The following is a 17,157-nucleotide window of genomic DNA, read 5'->3' as shown; positions in this document are numbered from 1 at the left end:
TGAGATGAAAAACCACATTACACTCAAGCAGAAGATTGTTGAGATACTCGCCTATGTTTTGATGTGGGCATCGATTGTGATTGGAATTATATGGTCTGCAAAGCTGCCGAAGGAAGTGGCAACACACTTTGATGCGGCTGGAAATGCAGATGGATATGGATCTCCGTATTCCTTTCTGTTTTTACCAATTATTATGCTGATTAGCTGTGGCATCAGCAGTCTGGTTTTACATTTTATGCCACCCGATCTGTGGAGCATGCCAGTAAAAGTAAAACCGGAACATGCGGTGCGTGTGTACAGAGACGTTGTCTGGATGATGGTGGGGATGGAATTTTGTTTTGGTGTATTTACGCTCTATAGCACGATAACCGCTTATATGCAGAAGATGGATGGCATGCTTGCAGCAACGTTTATATTCCTGGCAGTTTTATTTGGAATTATTATATGGTGTATTGTCGCGTGTGTGCGGCATAACCGGTAGGAAAACAGGAGATGAATCATATGAAGCTATCATTGGCGCATACATTACGGCACTATGATAAAAAGAATATAGGGAAAGATATCTTGGCGGGACTCATCATCATGGCTGTTTCTATTCCGATTTCGATGGGATATGCCCTGATTGCGGGACTCCCTGCGGTGTATGGTCTGTATGGGTCGGTGTTTCCGATTCTGGCGTTTGCGCTTCTTTCAACGTCACCGCAATTCATATTCGGCGTGGATGCGGCTCCGGCAGCACTGATTGGTTCCGCACTTTTAACCTTGCATGTTGAGGCAGGGAGTGAAGAAGCCATGGCGGTTGTTCCGGTGCTTACGTTCTTTGCCGCGGTGTGGCTGCTTGCATTTTCTTTTATGAAGGCGGGAAAGCTCGTCAATTACATATCGGCTCCGGTGATGGGCGGATTTATCACAGGTATCTGCTCGACGATCATTCTTATGCAGGTGCCGAAGATTCTTGGTGGTACGGCAGGAACCGGAGAGCTTTTTGAACTGGCAAAGCATATCGGACAGACCGCAAAGCATGTGAATGTGCCATCCATCCTCTTAGGCGTGGCATCACTTGTAATCCTGCTTGTTGCGAAAAAACTGGTTCCGAAATTCCCGATGGCAGTTGTATTGATGGTTGCGGGTGCCTGCTATACGCGGTTTGGAAATGTGCAGGAGCTTGGAATCCAGACACTCTCAAAGGTGGAGACGGGACTTCCGAAGTGGCAGATGCCGGATTTTTCAGTTGTCTCAATCCGAGAGGCTGTGACAGTCAGCCTGTCGGTTGCAGTTGTAATTATGGCGGAGACGTTGCTCGCAGAGAATAATTTTGCACAGAAAAACGGCTACCGTATCGACGATAATCAGGAAATCTTTGCATTCTCCATCGGAAATTTTCTTGCAGCATTTACCGGGTGCTGTCCGATCAATGGTTCCGTATCCCGTACGGCAATGGGCGAACAATATCAGGGCAGGACACAGCTTACCTCACTTGTGGCAGGACTTTCCATGATCGTGCTTTTGCTGTGTGGAACGGGATTTATTGCCTATTTGCCGGTTCCGGTGCTTACCGCGATTGTGATATCGGCATTGATTGGGGCGACGGAGTTTGATCTGATGGCACGGCTCTGGAAGGTCAGCCGGACGGAATGTATGATCTTTGCCGGCGCATTTTTCGGTGTACTCCTGCTTGGCACGATCAATGGTGTTTTGATCGGTATTTTGCTTTCCTTTGCGGAGGTGATCATCCGGACAGCAAAGCCATCTACCTGCTTTCTTGGGATTCAGCCGGGACATAAGCATTTCCGGGATCTGAAGGAGAGCAGCCAGATCCACGCACTGTCCGGTGTGCTTATTTACCGGTTCAGCAGCAATCTGTTCTTTGCAAATGTGCAGGTGCTGAAAAATGATATTGAGGATCATATAAAACCGGATACGAAAGCTGTAATCCTTGATGCGGGCGGAATCGGAAGTCTGGATATTACTGCGGCAGACTGCCTGAAGCGTCTGCATCAGTTATTAAAAGAAAAGGGCATCCGGTTCTATATGACAGAACATATTTCGGATGTGAACGAACAGTTAAGGAAGCTTGGACTCGGATATCTGATTGAGGAGGGGTGCGTGCGCAGAACCATCCATATCGCATTGAAGGATATGGGAATCAACCGTCCATATCCGCTGGAGGATGGCGTGGATAATGAGGAGCGCAGTGCATCAAGAAAGCGGGCGGATAACCGGGTGCAGGAATTCGTGTGGGCGTTTGGCTCCGATGCGGAAAAACAGATCGAGCGTCAGATTGAAAAGCAGATTGTACAGTTAAAAGAAAGTGGGGATATCGAGGATCTGCTACATGGACGATGGGCGCATATGGAGGAGCTTGACGAAGATGAGTGGCTGGAACACCTGGAGGAACATCTGAAGGAGATTGTCAATATATCCGGTAAGGATGAACATACCCTTGCGATGCAGATTGAGGAACATAGAAAACAGGTGCATGACCGGATTGCAAAGAATCATCCGGAACTTGCAGAACGTTTCAAGGAGCGCAGACATGTACTCGATGTACATCTGAAAGAACGCCATCCAAAGGTATATGAGCTTGTACTGCAGTCGCGCGAGAAGAATGAACGGAATCGCTGAGTACATCTGCGATAGAAGTGAAAATTCCCCGTTTATGATTGCGCAAAACTGATTGAAACAAACAGGTAACTATGCTAGAATATATACAATTATGTGGCGTATAGAGAAATCTATGGCAGACATGAATCTACATGCGAGAATGTCGTTTGTTGCTGCCGACAGCCCGAAAAACAGGAGGATTTATACAACATGGAACAGTATAAAGAGCAGTTTATTGAATTTATGATTGATTGTAACGTATTGAAGTTTGGCGATTTCGTGACAAAGAGCGGAAGAAAGACACCATTTTTTGTGAATACAGGTTTTTACAGAACAGGTTCCCAGTTAGCACGTCTGGGTGAGTATTATGCGGAGGCAATCAAGGACAAGTTCGGCTTTGATTTTGATGTGCTGTTTGGACCGGCATATAAGGGAATCCCGCTTTCCGTAGCTACAACAATGGCGATTGCCAACAAGTATGATGCAGACATCCGTTACTGCTCAAACCGTAAGGAGATCAAGGACCACGGGGATAAGGGAATCCTGCTTGGAAGTCCGATCAACGATGGTGACAAGGTTGTGATCATCGAGGATGTAACAACCGCAGGTACTTCGATCCAGGAGACACTCCCGATCGTGAAGGCGCAGGGCGATGTTGATCTCCTTGGACTCGTTGTATCGGTTGACCGTATGGAGCGTGGTCAGGGCGAGAAGAGTGCACTGATGGAGATCGAAGAAAACTATGGATTAAAGACGACTGCAATCGTAACGATGGCAGAGGTGGTAGAGCATCTGTACAACAAGCCGTACAAGGGAAAGGTCGTGATTGATGACACCTTGAAGGCAGCGATTGACGCATATTATGAGCAGTATGGAGTAAAATAGTTTTATTGCAAGTATGGGAGGTCTAAAGCATGGAGAAGTTATATCATAAGCTCAATACAATCGGAATCAGCAATCTGGTTATGGGAATCGTGACAATTATTGTAGGCGTTGGTGCTGGTGTGACGATGATCGTGAATGGTGCCCGCCTGATTACAGGCAAGAAAGACATCACGTTTTAGTGAGATTGTGAAAAATAAGTGAACTTACGGAATTAGATTGACAGGACTTTTAAGAGTATGGTACAGTTACCATACTCTTTTTTTAACAACAAAATTACATCTTTTTTCATTGACGGTAGACATAGAAGATGGAATCCATCAGATTTCTGCATATGGTAAGGTATGGAGGAATTAATATGTTTATTTCGTTATGTAAAAAAATCAAGCAGCAATTAAAGGCAAAGAAAGCATGGAGACAGGTGCTCGCATATGGGATACTTGCGTTTTTGATCATGCAGTGTTATGTGCTTCCGTTTGCATCGGAAAATACAGAAGCGTGGGAATCTGTCGCGACGATTGGCGATGCGACATGGACAAATGCGCTTCCGCAGGATATACAGGCGGACGCAGAGGAATCTGCATTCACAGAATCGGAAGAGACTGTACAGAGTGTATCTCCGAGTGCGTATTATCAGGCACCGGATACATCCAATGCATTTGTCGCATACGCGATGACGATTCCGAAGGGAAGCGGAAAAAACAGCGATAATATGTGTGCGATTTATGTAGCACAGGCGTTATCTGGTTTTTATGGAGACAAGGCATCGGTACAGGGAAGTACGCTCGTCTCGCAGATCTCGGATACATTGGAAGTAAGTGAGAATTGGGAGCGCGTCTATGCTGATGCAAACTGTTTTCCAAAGGATAAGACGGAGGCGGAATATGATGCAATTTACGACCAGCTGACAAATGCAGGCGATGTCATCTGTTTTGTAAATGGAAAACTGGACGGCTATGTCCATTGCGCAATTTCCGGTGGAGGAACCGCTTTGATCGGACATTTGTACAGCTCTGGCTGGGATTCCCTTCGCGCATGCTATTATCTGGATAACGCGGTGGACGTGCGGAAACAATGCTCCGGAATGATTGTATATCGTCCGAAAGAACGTCTGAAGACTGGAACCTTGCGGATTTGTAAAAGCTATAATGAGGACGTCTACAAGACGAATCCGAAGTTGTATGATGTGGCGGGAGCCAATTATGCAGTGTATGCTAGCTATGAGGATGCGAAACGAAGCCGGAATGTGAAGGGATATTGTTATATTGAGCCGGGGGAAAATGGTGCACTGGCAGAGGATAACGTCTCTTGTTCTGCACGCACAAAGCCGGATGAACAGGGTACGATTGTACAGTTTGCCGAGGGTACATATTATATCCGGGAATGGAATGTGCCAACAAATGGAGGCTGGAAGTTAGATCCGAATATTTATAGTACGAAAATCTATGCAGGAAGACGGACAACCCTTGGCTTGCCAAGAGATGCGGTGGCGAAGCCTCTGGAGCTGAAATCAGAGGGAGATTATTTTGATACGCGTGTGGTTGGACCGGAAGAGGAGTATCTTGGAAAACTCAGACTGACAAAGAAGGTGGAGGAAAATTATGAAGCCTTTCTTTCAGAACACCCGGAGTATAGCTTTGATGGGATTGAATACGCGGTCTATGCTGTTTCCGCAAACGGAAGTAAGGACACCACTAAGCGTGTGGGACTGTTTCGGATGGATAAAAAAGGTACGGGTTTTGTGCAGGAATGTGCGCACGATACAGACTGTGTGGGTGATACAGAAATGCAGCTTCGGATCGGCTGGTATATGATTCAGGAAGAAAAAGCAAACGACTATATGTTGTTAGATGATACGCCAGTCTGGGTACAGATCAAAAAAGATCAGACAACTCCAATGGAGGTTGTTGTAAAAGATGCAGTGAATATTCTTCATTTCCGTGGGGATCTCAGTTTTACAAAAGTGGATGAAAATGGAACCCCGCTTGCAAATATTGCGTTTTCTATTTCGGATACAAAGGGAGAATCCCACATCGTCTGGACAGATGAAAATGGGTATTACTCGACGGCAGCTTCCTATATTCCACATTCGTATCATACGAATCAGGAAGAGGCAGGTGCGGGTATCTGGTTTGGACAGGCAGACGTGGATGATACGAAGGGCGCATTGCCGTATGGAACGTATTACATCGAAGAGGTTCGCTGTGAGGCAAATAAAAATAAGTATCGAAATGCTGAGAAAATCGAAGTATCTATACAGGAGGATGGCGCGCATGTTGAGTTAGGAACGATTACAAATGAGCTATTTCCGCAGATTAAAACGAAGGCAGGCTTTGAAAATCCAATTGTTGATATACGTGCAAAGGGGACACTTGTGCCATGTAAGGATATTGTTTCATTTGAGAATCTGGAGATTGGACACACCTATACCATTTCAGGGGAAGCACGATGGAAAAAGGATGGTACGGTTTTGGAAAAACCATATATGGCAAAGAATGAGCCTGTGACATTTGTCGCGGAAAAGGTAAATATGGATATCGAAGTGAAGTATGAGATTCGGTTTCTGGATGCGCTGTGTGGACAGGAAGTGGTGTTCTATGAGACGGTAAAAGATACGGCATATCCGGGCGAGATCGTTGCTTCACATACAGATCTTTCGGATCTCGCACAGACAATCCGTTTTCCCGAAGAGCCGTCGACCACAACGACCGAAACGACAGAAACGACAGAAACCACCGAAACATCGGAAACATCGGAAACGACTGTTGCCGGGACAAGCACACAGGTGATACCGCCTAAGGAGCAGGCGGTAAAGACCGGAGATGAAGCAAATCTGTTTCTGACGATTCTTGTTCTGTGTACAAGTGCAGTTGGAATCGGAATGGGTTTGATAGGAAGAAAGAGGAGTCATAAACAGAAATAAAAAATGTCCCCATCTGTTTGATGGGGACGCCTTTTTAGTCATGTAAAGTTTTATGTTTGCTTAAAAGCTCAATAAAATCGGTAGAATTTAAAGGCTTGGAGAAGAGATAGCCCTGCAGGGTGTCACAGAACTGGTTCTGCAGAATCTGCAGCTGTTCATTATCCTCCACACCTTCTGCCACAACAGAGATATCCATCTTGTGTGCCAGATCAATGATGGAGTCTGCGATGCAGCGGTCTTTTTCGTTACTGCAGATACCATCGATAAAGGATTTGTCAATCTTTAACGTATCGATTGGAATCTGTGTCAGGTAGTTGAAGGAAGAGTAGCCAGTTCCGAAATCGTCTAAGGCGATGGAACAACCAAGCTCTTTCATCTGATTGATCAGCTTTAAGTTGTGTTCAAACGAATTCATCAGGACACTTTCTGTGATCTCGATTTCGAGATGTTTCAGATCCATACCTGTTTTTTCCGGAATGCTTTTAATGATATCGATCAGATGATCATCCTTTAACTGGGTGGTTGATACATTGACAGATACACGGAGTGGACCGAATCCGCTCTTGATCAGTACCTGATTGAAGTTGCAGGCTTCAATCAATGCCCATTCCCCAAGGATGTTGATAATACCGGTTTCTTCTGCAATCGGAATAAATTCTGCAGGAGAGATAAAACCAACCAGCTCAGACTCAATACGCATCAGCGCTTCATAGCCGGTAACCTGACCGCTTTCCACATTGACCTGTGGCTGGTACTGTAAGTAAATTTCGTTCTTATCAATAACATGAGATAGAATATCTGCAAGATCATTTTTCCGGTTGACATCGTCCTCCATGTAGCTGTCGAAGAAGCGGTAGCTGTTTTTGCCAGAGTTTTTCGCATTGTACATCGCGATGTCTGCGTTCTTGATCAACTCGCTTACCGTCAGACCGTTGTTTGGGAAGACTGCGATACCGACACTCATGGAAACCACAGCGGTTTCATCGTTTAAGATGAATGGATGATGTACGACATTGACAAGCTGGCTTGCAAAGTTTTCCAGATCATCCACGGTATCGAAGCGATTCTTTAAGATCAGGAACTCGTCACCGCCGTTACGTGCCAGAATATCATCGGAAGCGATACAGGAAAGCATCCGGTCGGAGACATCCTTTAACAGAAGGTCACCATAGTCGTGTCCGAGTGTATCGTTGATATTTTTAAAGTTATCTAAGTCGATAAAGAAAATGGCATGCTTGCTGGCACCGACGCTTGCGTCATGGAAGATCTTGTAAGCGTATTTCATGAAAGCAACACGGTTATAAAGTCCGGTTAAGCCATCGTGATAGGCAAGCTGCTCGATATGGGCATAGTTCTTTTTCAGTTCCTGTTCGCTGACCTCTAATGCAGCTTTGGAAGCAGATAATTCCTTGTAGTTGTTGGAGATGATATCCATCATGCTGTTGAACATGCGGGAGAGATCTCCGAATTCATCATCAGAGGCAACATCACATTTGACATCCAGATTACCAGAGGAGGCGTCCGTCATGTTGTCGCGCAGGGTAAAGATTGGTTCTGTGTATTTCGCGGATAAGATCCGGCTCACCCAGATAGCAATCATTAAAATGATGATGAGTGTGATACTCATGGTAATCGGGAGGGTTGCCAATATCTGCTGGTATTGAGTTCCCTGCTGTTTGATCAGATACAGCCAGTTGGAGTCGGAAAGCTTGCAAAATCCATAGATATTTTTGAAGGAGGAAGCTTTCAGATGTCCATAGTCCTTCGCGTTGTCCGCGCCGTTCAGACAATTAAACGCCTGTGTTTCCAGTTCCCGTTGTCCGGTTAGCCCGGTCGAAGTAAAGAGGTAGCCGCCATCATTTGTCATGATGAATGCAGAGCCATCTTCCGGGATAAAGGAGCCGAAATACCGGGAGGTGATATTGGCACGGATCAGACCAACGATCTGGCTTTTAATAATGATCGGGGATACAACATCAATGCTCTCGATTTCATCGAGTGGTGAACACTGTAAGATTTTTGTTTCTGTGATATCCTCGACCGGAATTGCCATATGTTCCTGCCAGTCATCCGTATTGGTGTTGTCAGAACTAGTAATGTAGTATCCGTTTACATCATAGAGATAGTAATTCACGTTGTTGCCGGCATAATCAGAAGCAGTTGCAAACAGATCTGTGACATTCGTATAGTAAGGAGAATCATTTCCAAGCGTAACACCATTGTAATTCTCCAGTACAAGATTCTGGATGTTTGTACCATTTGCAAGTCCCTCTACTTCGGCGATCTGTGAGTTAAGCTGGGACTGGAAGCCCATGCCGTAGTTCTTCGCAAGTTCCACTGTGGACTGTGTTGCAAGATCCATGTATTTTTTATAAGATAAATTGTATGTAAAGATTGTCAGAAATATAAGTGGCAGACACGCCATTAAAACAAGCGACAATCGCAAAGACTTTTGTATAGACATAACCCGTTCACCTCAAAGTAAAGTATGTATCATAAATGTAATAAATATATTATATAGGAAAAGAATAGAATATTCAATCATGAAAGCTCATTTTTTGCATTTGCCCGACAGTTGCTTTTTGGCTGGAGATTGTGTATAATAATCAATAAATTATGACTTCTTGACTGAAGAGAAGAGTTACATGAAGGAGGGGCGTTATGTTTGGAGTTTATTTTGGAAAATATCTCGAAGATGTTGGTGTGTTGACACATGAGCAATATATGGAAATCGTAGAGGCGAGTCGTACAGCACGTGTGAAGATGGGATTGCTTGCAGTCAGCGAAGGACTTATGACGAAGGAACAGGCGGATGAAGTCAATCAGCTGCAGGCGATGAAGGATGCCAGATTCGGAGATATTGCTGTGGAGAAGGGTTATCTGACAGACGAGCAGGTTGGGAAGCTTCTGAAAAAACAGGGTGATTCCTATCTTTTATTCGTACAGGCACTTGTAGAGCGCAAGCTGCTTACTTTGGAGGATATTCAGAAGTATCTGAATCATTATAAAAAGTCAGAGCGATATACAGCACTTGAAATCGATGCGTTGAAGAGTTCGGATATTGACAAGATCATTCAGATCTTTTTAAAGGATAACCAGGTTCCGGCAGCCGTGAAGGATTATCTTGCATTGCTCGCCAGAAATATGGTTCGTTTTGTTGATAACAAGATTCGTTTTGAGCGGATTGAACGAATCCATACATATACAAGTAAATACATTGCCAGCCAGTGCTTTACCGGCGATTACAATTTGTTTATTGGTATCTGTAATGTTGGAACAAAGCCAATTGCAACCGAGTTTGCGAAGGAAGAGTTCGAAGTGATCGATGAGGACAGTCTCGATGCAGTTTGCGAGTTTATCAATGTATGTAACGGATTGTTTGCTTCGAAGGAATCTCTTGAAGGTGTGCATATTGATATGCTTCCTCCAGAGATGTATACCGATATCACAACCATCAGTTCAGAGGGTATGATGTTCCTGCTTCCATGTTATGTGCATGGCGAGCGTGCAGATATTGTGATCTGTATGGAGACAAAGTGGAATATCAGCTAATACAGGAAAGAATAAGATAAATAAGGAGAATGATTGATCATGGCAAATATATTGATTGTAGATGATTCCAGAACATCCCGTAAAATCTTAAGAGGACTTTTGGAAGCAAACGGATATGTAGTTGTTGGTGAGGCGAAAAATGGACAGGAAGGGTATGATATGTACGCACAGTACAAACCAGATCTTGTAACCATGGATATTACAATGCCAGTGATGTCTGGTGTCGATAGCCTGAAGAAAATCAAGGCTGATTTCCCAGACGCAAAGGTTGTTATGGTATCTGCAGCCGGTCAGCAACACAATATGTTAGAGGCAGTACAGAGTGGTGCCGCAGAGTTTATTGCAAAGCCATTTGATGTAGAGACGATTAAGAACGTGTTAAAGACCGTACTCGAAGGTTAAATATAAATAAAAACAAGCATGAAATGGTCGTATATACCCGATACGTATATATGACCATTTGTATTGTTTGAATCAAGTTAATGGAGTCGTTATAAATGATAGAGACAGTTGTATCCGTAGATCTGATGGTGGAAGAAGAACTGAAGGTGAAGAAAAATCATCTGGCACCGGATTTTCCTACGGGAGAAGAAAAGAGAATCTGTATCGTATCCGGATTGTACGGGGATGAGCTGCAGGGACAGTATATCTGCTATGAGGTAATTCGCCGGATCAAGCTGGAGTATGAAAATCTGATCGGAATTGTGGATGTGTATCCGGCATTAAATCCGATGGGACTGGATTCGAAAACAAGAGAGATTCCGGGTTCCGGTATTGACATGAATTCCATATTTCCAGGATCAAAGCTAGGCGCATTGGGGGAATATACGGCGTCCTGCATTTTCGATGATATCAAGGGTGCGGATGTGTGTATTGATCTGCATGCAAGTAACCTGTATGTACATGAGGTACCGCAGGTGCGTATGAATGATGACCGGGTGGATGAACTGATGCCGATCGCTAAATGTCTGAATGTTGACATGATCTGGATTCATCCAAGTAATTCTGTATTAAATGGCAGTCTTGCGTATTCCTTAAATGAAGTTGGCGTGCGCTCGGTTGTGATCGAGTCCGGCGTAGCCTATCGGATCAATCAGCAGTATTGCAATGCAATCGTGGACGGTTTGTTTGCACTGATGAAGGAGATGGAAATCTGGAAGGGAAACACGGTGACTCCAAAGAAGGTTCCGATCACAAACGATAAGGATATCCGGTATATCAATGCAGAGAGCAGTGGTATCTTTATTCCGGGAGTACAGTTATTTGCACAGGTAAAAAAGGGGGACGAGCTTGGAACGGTTGTCAACGTGATCACTGGAGCCGTGGAAGAGGTCGTGTATGCCACAGGAGATGGCATGATCTGTTCATTACGTGATTATCCGGTCATTGAGGAAGGTTCCCTGCTTGCAAGAATCGTGGGAGGAAACGCCTATGAATAAAGAAATTATCTTTTCCATGAACACAGCGTTTCGTGGAGAGTTTAACATTCATGGATATTCATATGGACGCGGAGATAAGGCAGCGTGTATTGTTGGATCTATGCGTGGAAATGAATACCAGCAGTTATATATGTGCTCACTTCTGGCACAGAGACTGGCAGAGATTGAAGCACAGGGGGATGTGGTAGCCGGAAAGGAAATCCTGCTGATCCCGACACTCAATTACAGTTCAATGAACGCAGAAAAGAAAAAATGGATCTCGGATGATTCGGATATCAACCGTTCATTTCCGGGAAATATCGAGGGTACTGCGACAAGCCGGATTGCGGCGACGCTGATGGACCGCGTGAAGGATTATACATACGGTATCCAGTTTGCAAGCTTTTATCTGCAGGGAATCTCGATCCCACATGTGCGGATGATGGAGACCGGTACGGAGAGTACCAGTCTGGCAAATCTGTTCGGAATGCCATATGTATTAACGGGCGATACCCGTTCGTTTGATACAGCGACACTCAATTATAACTGGCAGAAGATGGGAACACAGGCCTTTTCGGTTTATTCTGCGACCACCGATACGTTGGATGGCGAGAGTGCGAAGATGGCAGTCAGTGCAGTGCTCCGGTTCCTGACGCGAATGGGAATCATCCGCTATGAGAGCCATGGAGGATATATCTCAACGACATTAAAAGAGAAAGATCTCGTGTCGGTACGTGCCGATGAGGCGGGATTTTTCCGCTGCATCGTCGGGGTAAATCAGGAGGTAAAACGCGGGCAGGTGCTTGCGGAGATCATTAACCCGATGGATGGTAATATTAAGGCTGAAGTTTTGGCACCGACGGATGGAATTGTATTTTTTGTACAAAATTCTCCACTCGTGTTCCAAAATGTGGTAATATACAAAATTGTAAGACGTATGCACCAGTAAGATGCAGAAAGTAAATTACAAAATTCAGGAGGAAAGTCATGAGCAAGGTTAGACGAATCTATGTAGAAAAGAAAGATGCTTATGCGGTTAAGGCAAAAGACTTAAAGAAGCAGTTCAAGGATTACCTTGGAATCAAAGCTGACAATGTCCGCGTCCTGACACGGTATGACATGGAAGGTGTATCAGAGGATACCTACAACAAAGCGAAGGTTACCATCTTCTCAGAGCCGCCAATCGATGTCGTATATGAAGAATCATTCCCTATGAATGAGAAGGAAAAATGCTTCTCACAGGAATTCCTTCCGGGACAGTTCGATCAGCGTGCGGATTCTGCAGAGCAGTGTGTCAAGCTTCTGAACGAGGAGGAGACACCAGTTATCAAGACAGCTACTACTTATGTGGTAGAAGGTGATGTGACAGAAGAGCAGATGCAGACAATCCGGGAGTATGTTGTAAACCCGGTGGATTCCCGTATCACAGATGAGACAAAGCCGGAGACTTTGGTTACAAACTTTGAGGAACCTGCAGATGTGAAGATCTTCGATGGCTTCAAGGATATGCCAGAGGCAGAATTAAAGGCACTGTATGATTCCCTCGGACTTGCTATGACAATCAAGGATTTTGAGCATATACAGAACTATTTCAAGAACGAAGAACACAGAGATCCATCTATGACAGAGATCCGTGTGCTTGATACATACTGGTCTGACCATTGCCGTCATACAACATTTTCAACAGAGCTTACAAATGTTGCATTCGACGATGGTTATTACAAGGATGTGATCGCCGAGACATATGATCGTTATGTTGGAGCAACAAAGGAAATGTACAAGGGCAGAGACGATAAGTTTGTCTGTCTGATGGATATCGCCCTTATGGCAATGAAGGAACTGAAGAAGGCTGGCAAGCTTGACGATCAGGAAGAGTCAGACGAGATCAATGCATGTTCGATCGTTGTTCCAGTTAAGGTCGATGGAGTCGAAGAAGAGTGGCTGGTAAGCTTTAAGAACGAGACACATAACCATCCAACAGAGATTGAGCCGTTTGGTGGTGCTGCAACTTGTCTGGGTGGTGCAATCCGTGATCCGCTGTCAGGACGTTCTTACGTATATCAGGCAATGCGTGTGACAGGAGCTGCAGATCCGACGGTATCTTTGAAGGATACGATGCATGGTAAGCTCCCACAGAGAAAGATTGTGAAGGTTGCTGCCGAAGGTTACAGCTCCTATGGTAACCAGATTGGACTTGCAACCGGACTTGTAAAGGAAGTATATCATCCAAATTACGTGGCAAAGCGTATGGAAATTGGTGCTGTTATGGGTGCTGCTCCAAGAAGATGTGTGAAGCGTCTGAATTCTGATCCGGGCGATATCATCATCCTGCTCGGTGGACGTACCGGACGTGATGGCTGTGGTGGAGCAACCGGTTCTTCCAAGGCACATACAGAAAGCTCCATCGAGACATGTGGTGCTGAGGTACAGAAGGGTAATGCACCAACGGAGCGTAAGATTCAGCGTCTGTTCCGTCGGGAAGAGGTTGCAAGCTTAATCAAGAAATGTAACGATTTCGGTGCAGGTGGTGTATCTGTTGCAATCGGTGAGCTTGCCGATGGTTTACAGATCGATCTGGATAAGGTTCCAAAGAAATACGCTGGCCTTGACGGCACAGAGCTTGCGATTTCCGAGTCTCAGGAGCGTATGGCAGTCGTTGTTGATCCAAAGGATGTTGACAAGATGATGCAGTACGTCGCTGAGGAGAACTTAGAGGCAGTTGCTGTTGCTGTTGTAACAGAAGAGAAGCGTCTCGTACTTTCATGGAGAGGCAAGGAGATTGTGAATCTGTCCCGTGCATTCCTTGATACAAACGGTGCTCATCAGGAGACAGATGTCAAGGTTGCTATGCCAGATGCATCTGCAAAATATTTTGACGAGAAGAAGGATGCTTCTGATGTGAAGAAGCTCTGGTTAGATACACTTTCTGATCTGAATGTCGCTTCCCAGAAGGGACTTGTGGAGATGTTCGATTCCTCCATCGGTGCAGGTACGGTTACAATGCCATATGGTGGTAAGTACCAGCTCTCCGAGACACAGACGATGATCGCAAAGCTCCCAGTACTGAAGGGAAAGACCGATACGGTTACAATGATGAGCTACGGCTTTGATCCATATCTGTCAAGCTGGAGTCCATATCATGGAGCCATCTATGCGGTACTGACTTCCGTTGCAAAGATTGCTGCAGCCGGTGGTGATGTAAGCAAGGTAAGACTGACATTCCAGGAGTATTTTGAGAGACTTGGTACCGATCCATATCGTTGGGGTCTTCCACTTTCTGCATTGCTTGGTGCATATGATGTACAGATGGGACTTGGACTTCCTTCTATCGGAGGTAAGGATTCCATGTCTGGTTCCTTCAATGATATTGATGTTCCACCAACTCTGGTCAGCTTCGCAGTTGATGTTGCAAGCTATCAGGATGTAGTGACACCAGAATTGAAGAAGGCAGGCAATCAGCTTGTATGCTTCGATATCAAGCGCGATGCTTACGACAAGCCGGATTATCAGGATGCAATGGATAAATACGAGAAGCTGCATCAGGCAATTACAGAGGGTAAGGTTGTATCTGCTTATGCAATCGGCTTTGGCGGTATGATCGAGGCAATCTCAAAGATGGCATTTGGTAATAAGCTTGGTGTAAAACTTGCGAAGACCGTTGATGCAGATGATCTTACAGCGAAGAAATATGGTTCTATCATTCTTGAAGTGGAGAAGGACAATGTGACAGAGCTTGGTATTCCATGTACAGTCATCGGTGAAGTACAGGATACACCAGAGTTCGTATATGGCGATGCTGTGATCACAATGGATGAGGCATTAGATGCATGGACAAAGAAGCTTGAGAAGGTATTCCCGACAGAGTCCGGTGTAGAACAGAATGATAAGATCAACGATACATTGAAGATTGTAGATGGAAAGGTAAGTACAGGACTGTACGATGCCGGTTCGATCTATGTGGCAAAGAATAAAGTAGCAAAACCAAAGGTATTTATTCCAGTATTCCCTGGTACAAACTGCGAATACGATTCAGCCAAGGCATTTGAGAATGCGGGTGCTGAGGTTCAGACAATCGTATTCCGTAATCTGGATGCACAGGGTATCCGTGATTCTGTAGATGCATTTACAAAGGCAATCAGTGAGAGCCAGATTATTATGTTCCCAGGTGGTTTCTCCGCTGGTGATGAGCCGGATGGTTCTGGTAAGTTCATCGCAACTGCATTCCGGAATGCAAAGATCGCAGATGAGGTTATGAAGCTTCTGCATGAGCGTGACGGACTGGCACTTGGTATCTGTAACGGATTCCAGGCACTCATCAAGCTCGGACTTGTTCCTTATGGCGAGATCCGTCCACAGGAGAATGATTCACCGACACTGACAATCAACAGCATCGGCCGTCATCAGTCCAAGATGGTTTACACAAAGGTTGTTACAAACAAGAGCCCATGGTTGCAGAAGGCAAAGCTTGGCAGTGTGTATACCGTGCCAATCTCACATGGTGAGGGACGTTTTGTTGCAAGCAAGGAGTGGACAGAGAAGCTCTTCGCAAATGGACAGGTTGCAACCCAGTATGTTGATATGGATGGAAATCCAACAATGGATGAGTATTACAATGTCAATGGTTCTTACTACGCAATCGAGGGTATCACAAGTCCGGATGGCCGTGTACTTGGTAAGATGGCTCACTCAGAGCGTAAGGGAACAGCAGTGGCAGTCAATATCTACGGAGATCAGGATCAGAAGATCTTTGAGTCCGGTGTTGCTTATTTCTCATAAATAAAGGTTACGATTGCGGCATGGACACATGTCACGGAAAGGGGATGTGTGTTCATGCCACATTTTATTTCTATACAGAATTTACAGGATGCAGGTTTGGATATCTATGCCAGACTTTCAGAGGTACAGCTCCTTCGTTACCGGGAGCCGAAGCCGGGTATCTTTATCGCGGAAAGCCCGATCGTCGTGGAGCGGGCACTTGCTGCCGGATATCGTCCAATTTCTGTCCTGATGGATGAAGCGGGGGTACCAAAACAGCAGGGATTGCTTGAGGTGTGTGGAGAGATTCCGGTCTATACTGCAAGGTTTGATGTACTGACGCAGATTACCGGGTTTAAGCTGACGCGTGGAATGTTATGTGCGATGGAACGAAATGAGCTTCCACAGGCGGACATCTTATGCCGTGATATGTACCGGATTGCAGTGTTAGAAGACGTGATGAACCCGACGAATGTCGGAGCAATCTTTCGGTCTGCTGCGGCACTTGGCATGGATGCAGTGCTTCTGACACATGGATGCGCCGATCCGCTATACCGGAGAGCAATTCGGGTCAGTATGGGTACGGTATTCCAGATTCCGTGGACGTATCTGCCGAAGTCAGAAGAAGATACCGCGCAGGCACTTCATACGCTGGGATTTCCGTGTGTAGCGATGGCTCTGCGGGATGATTCGTGCGAGATCTGTGATCCGCGGTTTGCGAAGCTTGATAAGCTCGCTGTGATCCTTGGAACGGAAGGAGAAGGATTGCGGCAGGAGACGATCACGCACAGCGATTATACGGTGAAGATACCGATGACACATGGTGTGGATTCGCTGAATGTGGCGGCTGCGAGTGCAGTGGCGTTCTGGGAATTGTCGAAAAGAGAAACCGTTTAAGAGCGGTTTCTTTTTATTTATAAAAAAATCAAAAAAGTGATTGACAAATGGTTATATCGTGTTATAATACACTCAAATCCTACTTAACGGGTAGGAATATAGGGAAATAGAAAAACGATAGAAAAA

Annotated in this window: 12 protein-coding genes; 11 read left to right on the top strand and 1 reads right to left on the bottom strand. The window is 45.3% G+C overall.

Annotated features, from left to right (window positions below; translation table 11 throughout):
* Positions 1–4 precede the first annotated feature (4 nt).
* From H9Q76_RS08035 to H9Q76_RS08015, 5 genes are all read left to right on the top strand, one after another.
* Positions 5–481: a DUF1648 domain-containing protein gene (locus H9Q76_RS08035; RefSeq protein ID WP_118373396.1), complete on the top strand. Its 477-nt coding sequence runs from the start codon at positions 5–7 to the stop codon at positions 479–481.
* 20 nt (positions 482–501) lie between these two features.
* Positions 502–2,625, top strand: coding sequence for a SulP family inorganic anion transporter (locus tag H9Q76_RS08030; protein ID WP_249320911.1), 2,124 nt, complete (start codon positions 502–504; stop codon positions 2,623–2,625).
* 189 nt (positions 2,626–2,814) lie between these two features.
* Positions 2,815–3,489, top strand: a complete 675-nt coding sequence (gene pyrE / locus H9Q76_RS08025; RefSeq protein WP_249320910.1) for an orotate phosphoribosyltransferase — start codon at positions 2,815–2,817, stop codon at positions 3,487–3,489.
* Between the two features lie 29 nt (positions 3,490–3,518).
* A complete protein-coding gene (locus H9Q76_RS08020; protein ID WP_249320909.1) occupies positions 3,519–3,668 on the top strand; it encodes a hypothetical protein in 150 nt (49 codons plus the stop codon).
* A gap of 176 nt (positions 3,669–3,844) precedes the next feature.
* Positions 3,845–6,409: a SpaA isopeptide-forming pilin-related protein gene (locus H9Q76_RS08015; RefSeq protein ID WP_118670639.1), complete on the top strand. Its 2,565-nt coding sequence runs from the start codon at positions 3,845–3,847 to the stop codon at positions 6,407–6,409.
* A 34-nt stretch (positions 6,410–6,443) separates the two neighbouring features.
* On the opposite strand, the gene H9Q76_RS08010 is transcribed toward H9Q76_RS08015, so the two are convergent.
* Positions 6,444–8,873, bottom strand: a complete 2,430-nt coding sequence (locus tag H9Q76_RS08010; protein ID WP_021985095.1) for a bifunctional diguanylate cyclase/phosphodiesterase — start codon at positions 8,871–8,873, stop codon at positions 6,444–6,446.
* 197 nt (positions 8,874–9,070) lie between these two features.
* Between H9Q76_RS08010 and H9Q76_RS08005 the strand changes: the two genes are divergently transcribed.
* The 6 genes from H9Q76_RS08005 to H9Q76_RS07980 all read left to right on the top strand — a co-directional run bounded on the left by H9Q76_RS08005 (position 9,071) and on the right by H9Q76_RS07980 (position 17,031).
* On the top strand, positions 9,071–9,961 hold the full coding sequence (locus tag H9Q76_RS08005; protein ID WP_117781025.1) for a chemotaxis protein CheX: 891 nt from the start codon (positions 9,071–9,073) through the stop codon (positions 9,959–9,961).
* A gap of 39 nt (positions 9,962–10,000) precedes the next feature.
* The gene (locus tag H9Q76_RS08000; RefSeq protein WP_021985093.1) at positions 10,001–10,363 is read left to right on the top strand and encodes a response regulator; all 363 of its coding nucleotides are present in this window, start codon (positions 10,001–10,003) and stop codon (positions 10,361–10,363) included.
* A gap of 95 nt (positions 10,364–10,458) precedes the next feature.
* Positions 10,459–11,400 carry a M14 family metallopeptidase gene (locus H9Q76_RS07995; protein ID WP_249320908.1) on the top strand — a complete coding sequence of 314 codons (942 nt, stop codon included), beginning with the start codon at positions 10,459–10,461 and terminating at the stop codon, positions 11,398–11,400.
* A complete protein-coding gene (locus H9Q76_RS07990; RefSeq protein WP_021985091.1) occupies positions 11,393–12,328 on the top strand; it encodes a M14 family metallopeptidase in 936 nt (311 codons plus the stop codon). Before H9Q76_RS07995 ends, H9Q76_RS07990 begins: the two co-directional genes overlap by 8 nt.
* Before the next feature lie 38 nt (positions 12,329–12,366).
* On the top strand, positions 12,367–16,155 hold the full coding sequence (locus tag H9Q76_RS07985) for a phosphoribosylformylglycinamidine synthase (RefSeq protein WP_249320907.1): 3,789 nt from the start codon (positions 12,367–12,369) through the stop codon (positions 16,153–16,155).
* 54 nt (positions 16,156–16,209) lie between these two features.
* Positions 16,210–17,031: a TrmH family RNA methyltransferase gene (locus H9Q76_RS07980; protein WP_249320906.1), complete on the top strand. Its 822-nt coding sequence runs from the start codon at positions 16,210–16,212 to the stop codon at positions 17,029–17,031.
* The last annotated feature ends 126 nt before the right edge of the window (positions 17,032–17,157 follow it).

The organism is Wujia chipingensis (genome assembly GCF_014337155.1).
GTDB lineage: Bacteria > Bacillota > Clostridia > Lachnospirales > Lachnospiraceae > Coprococcus_C > Coprococcus_C hominis.
This window is presented reverse-complemented; position numbering and strand designations above follow the sequence as displayed.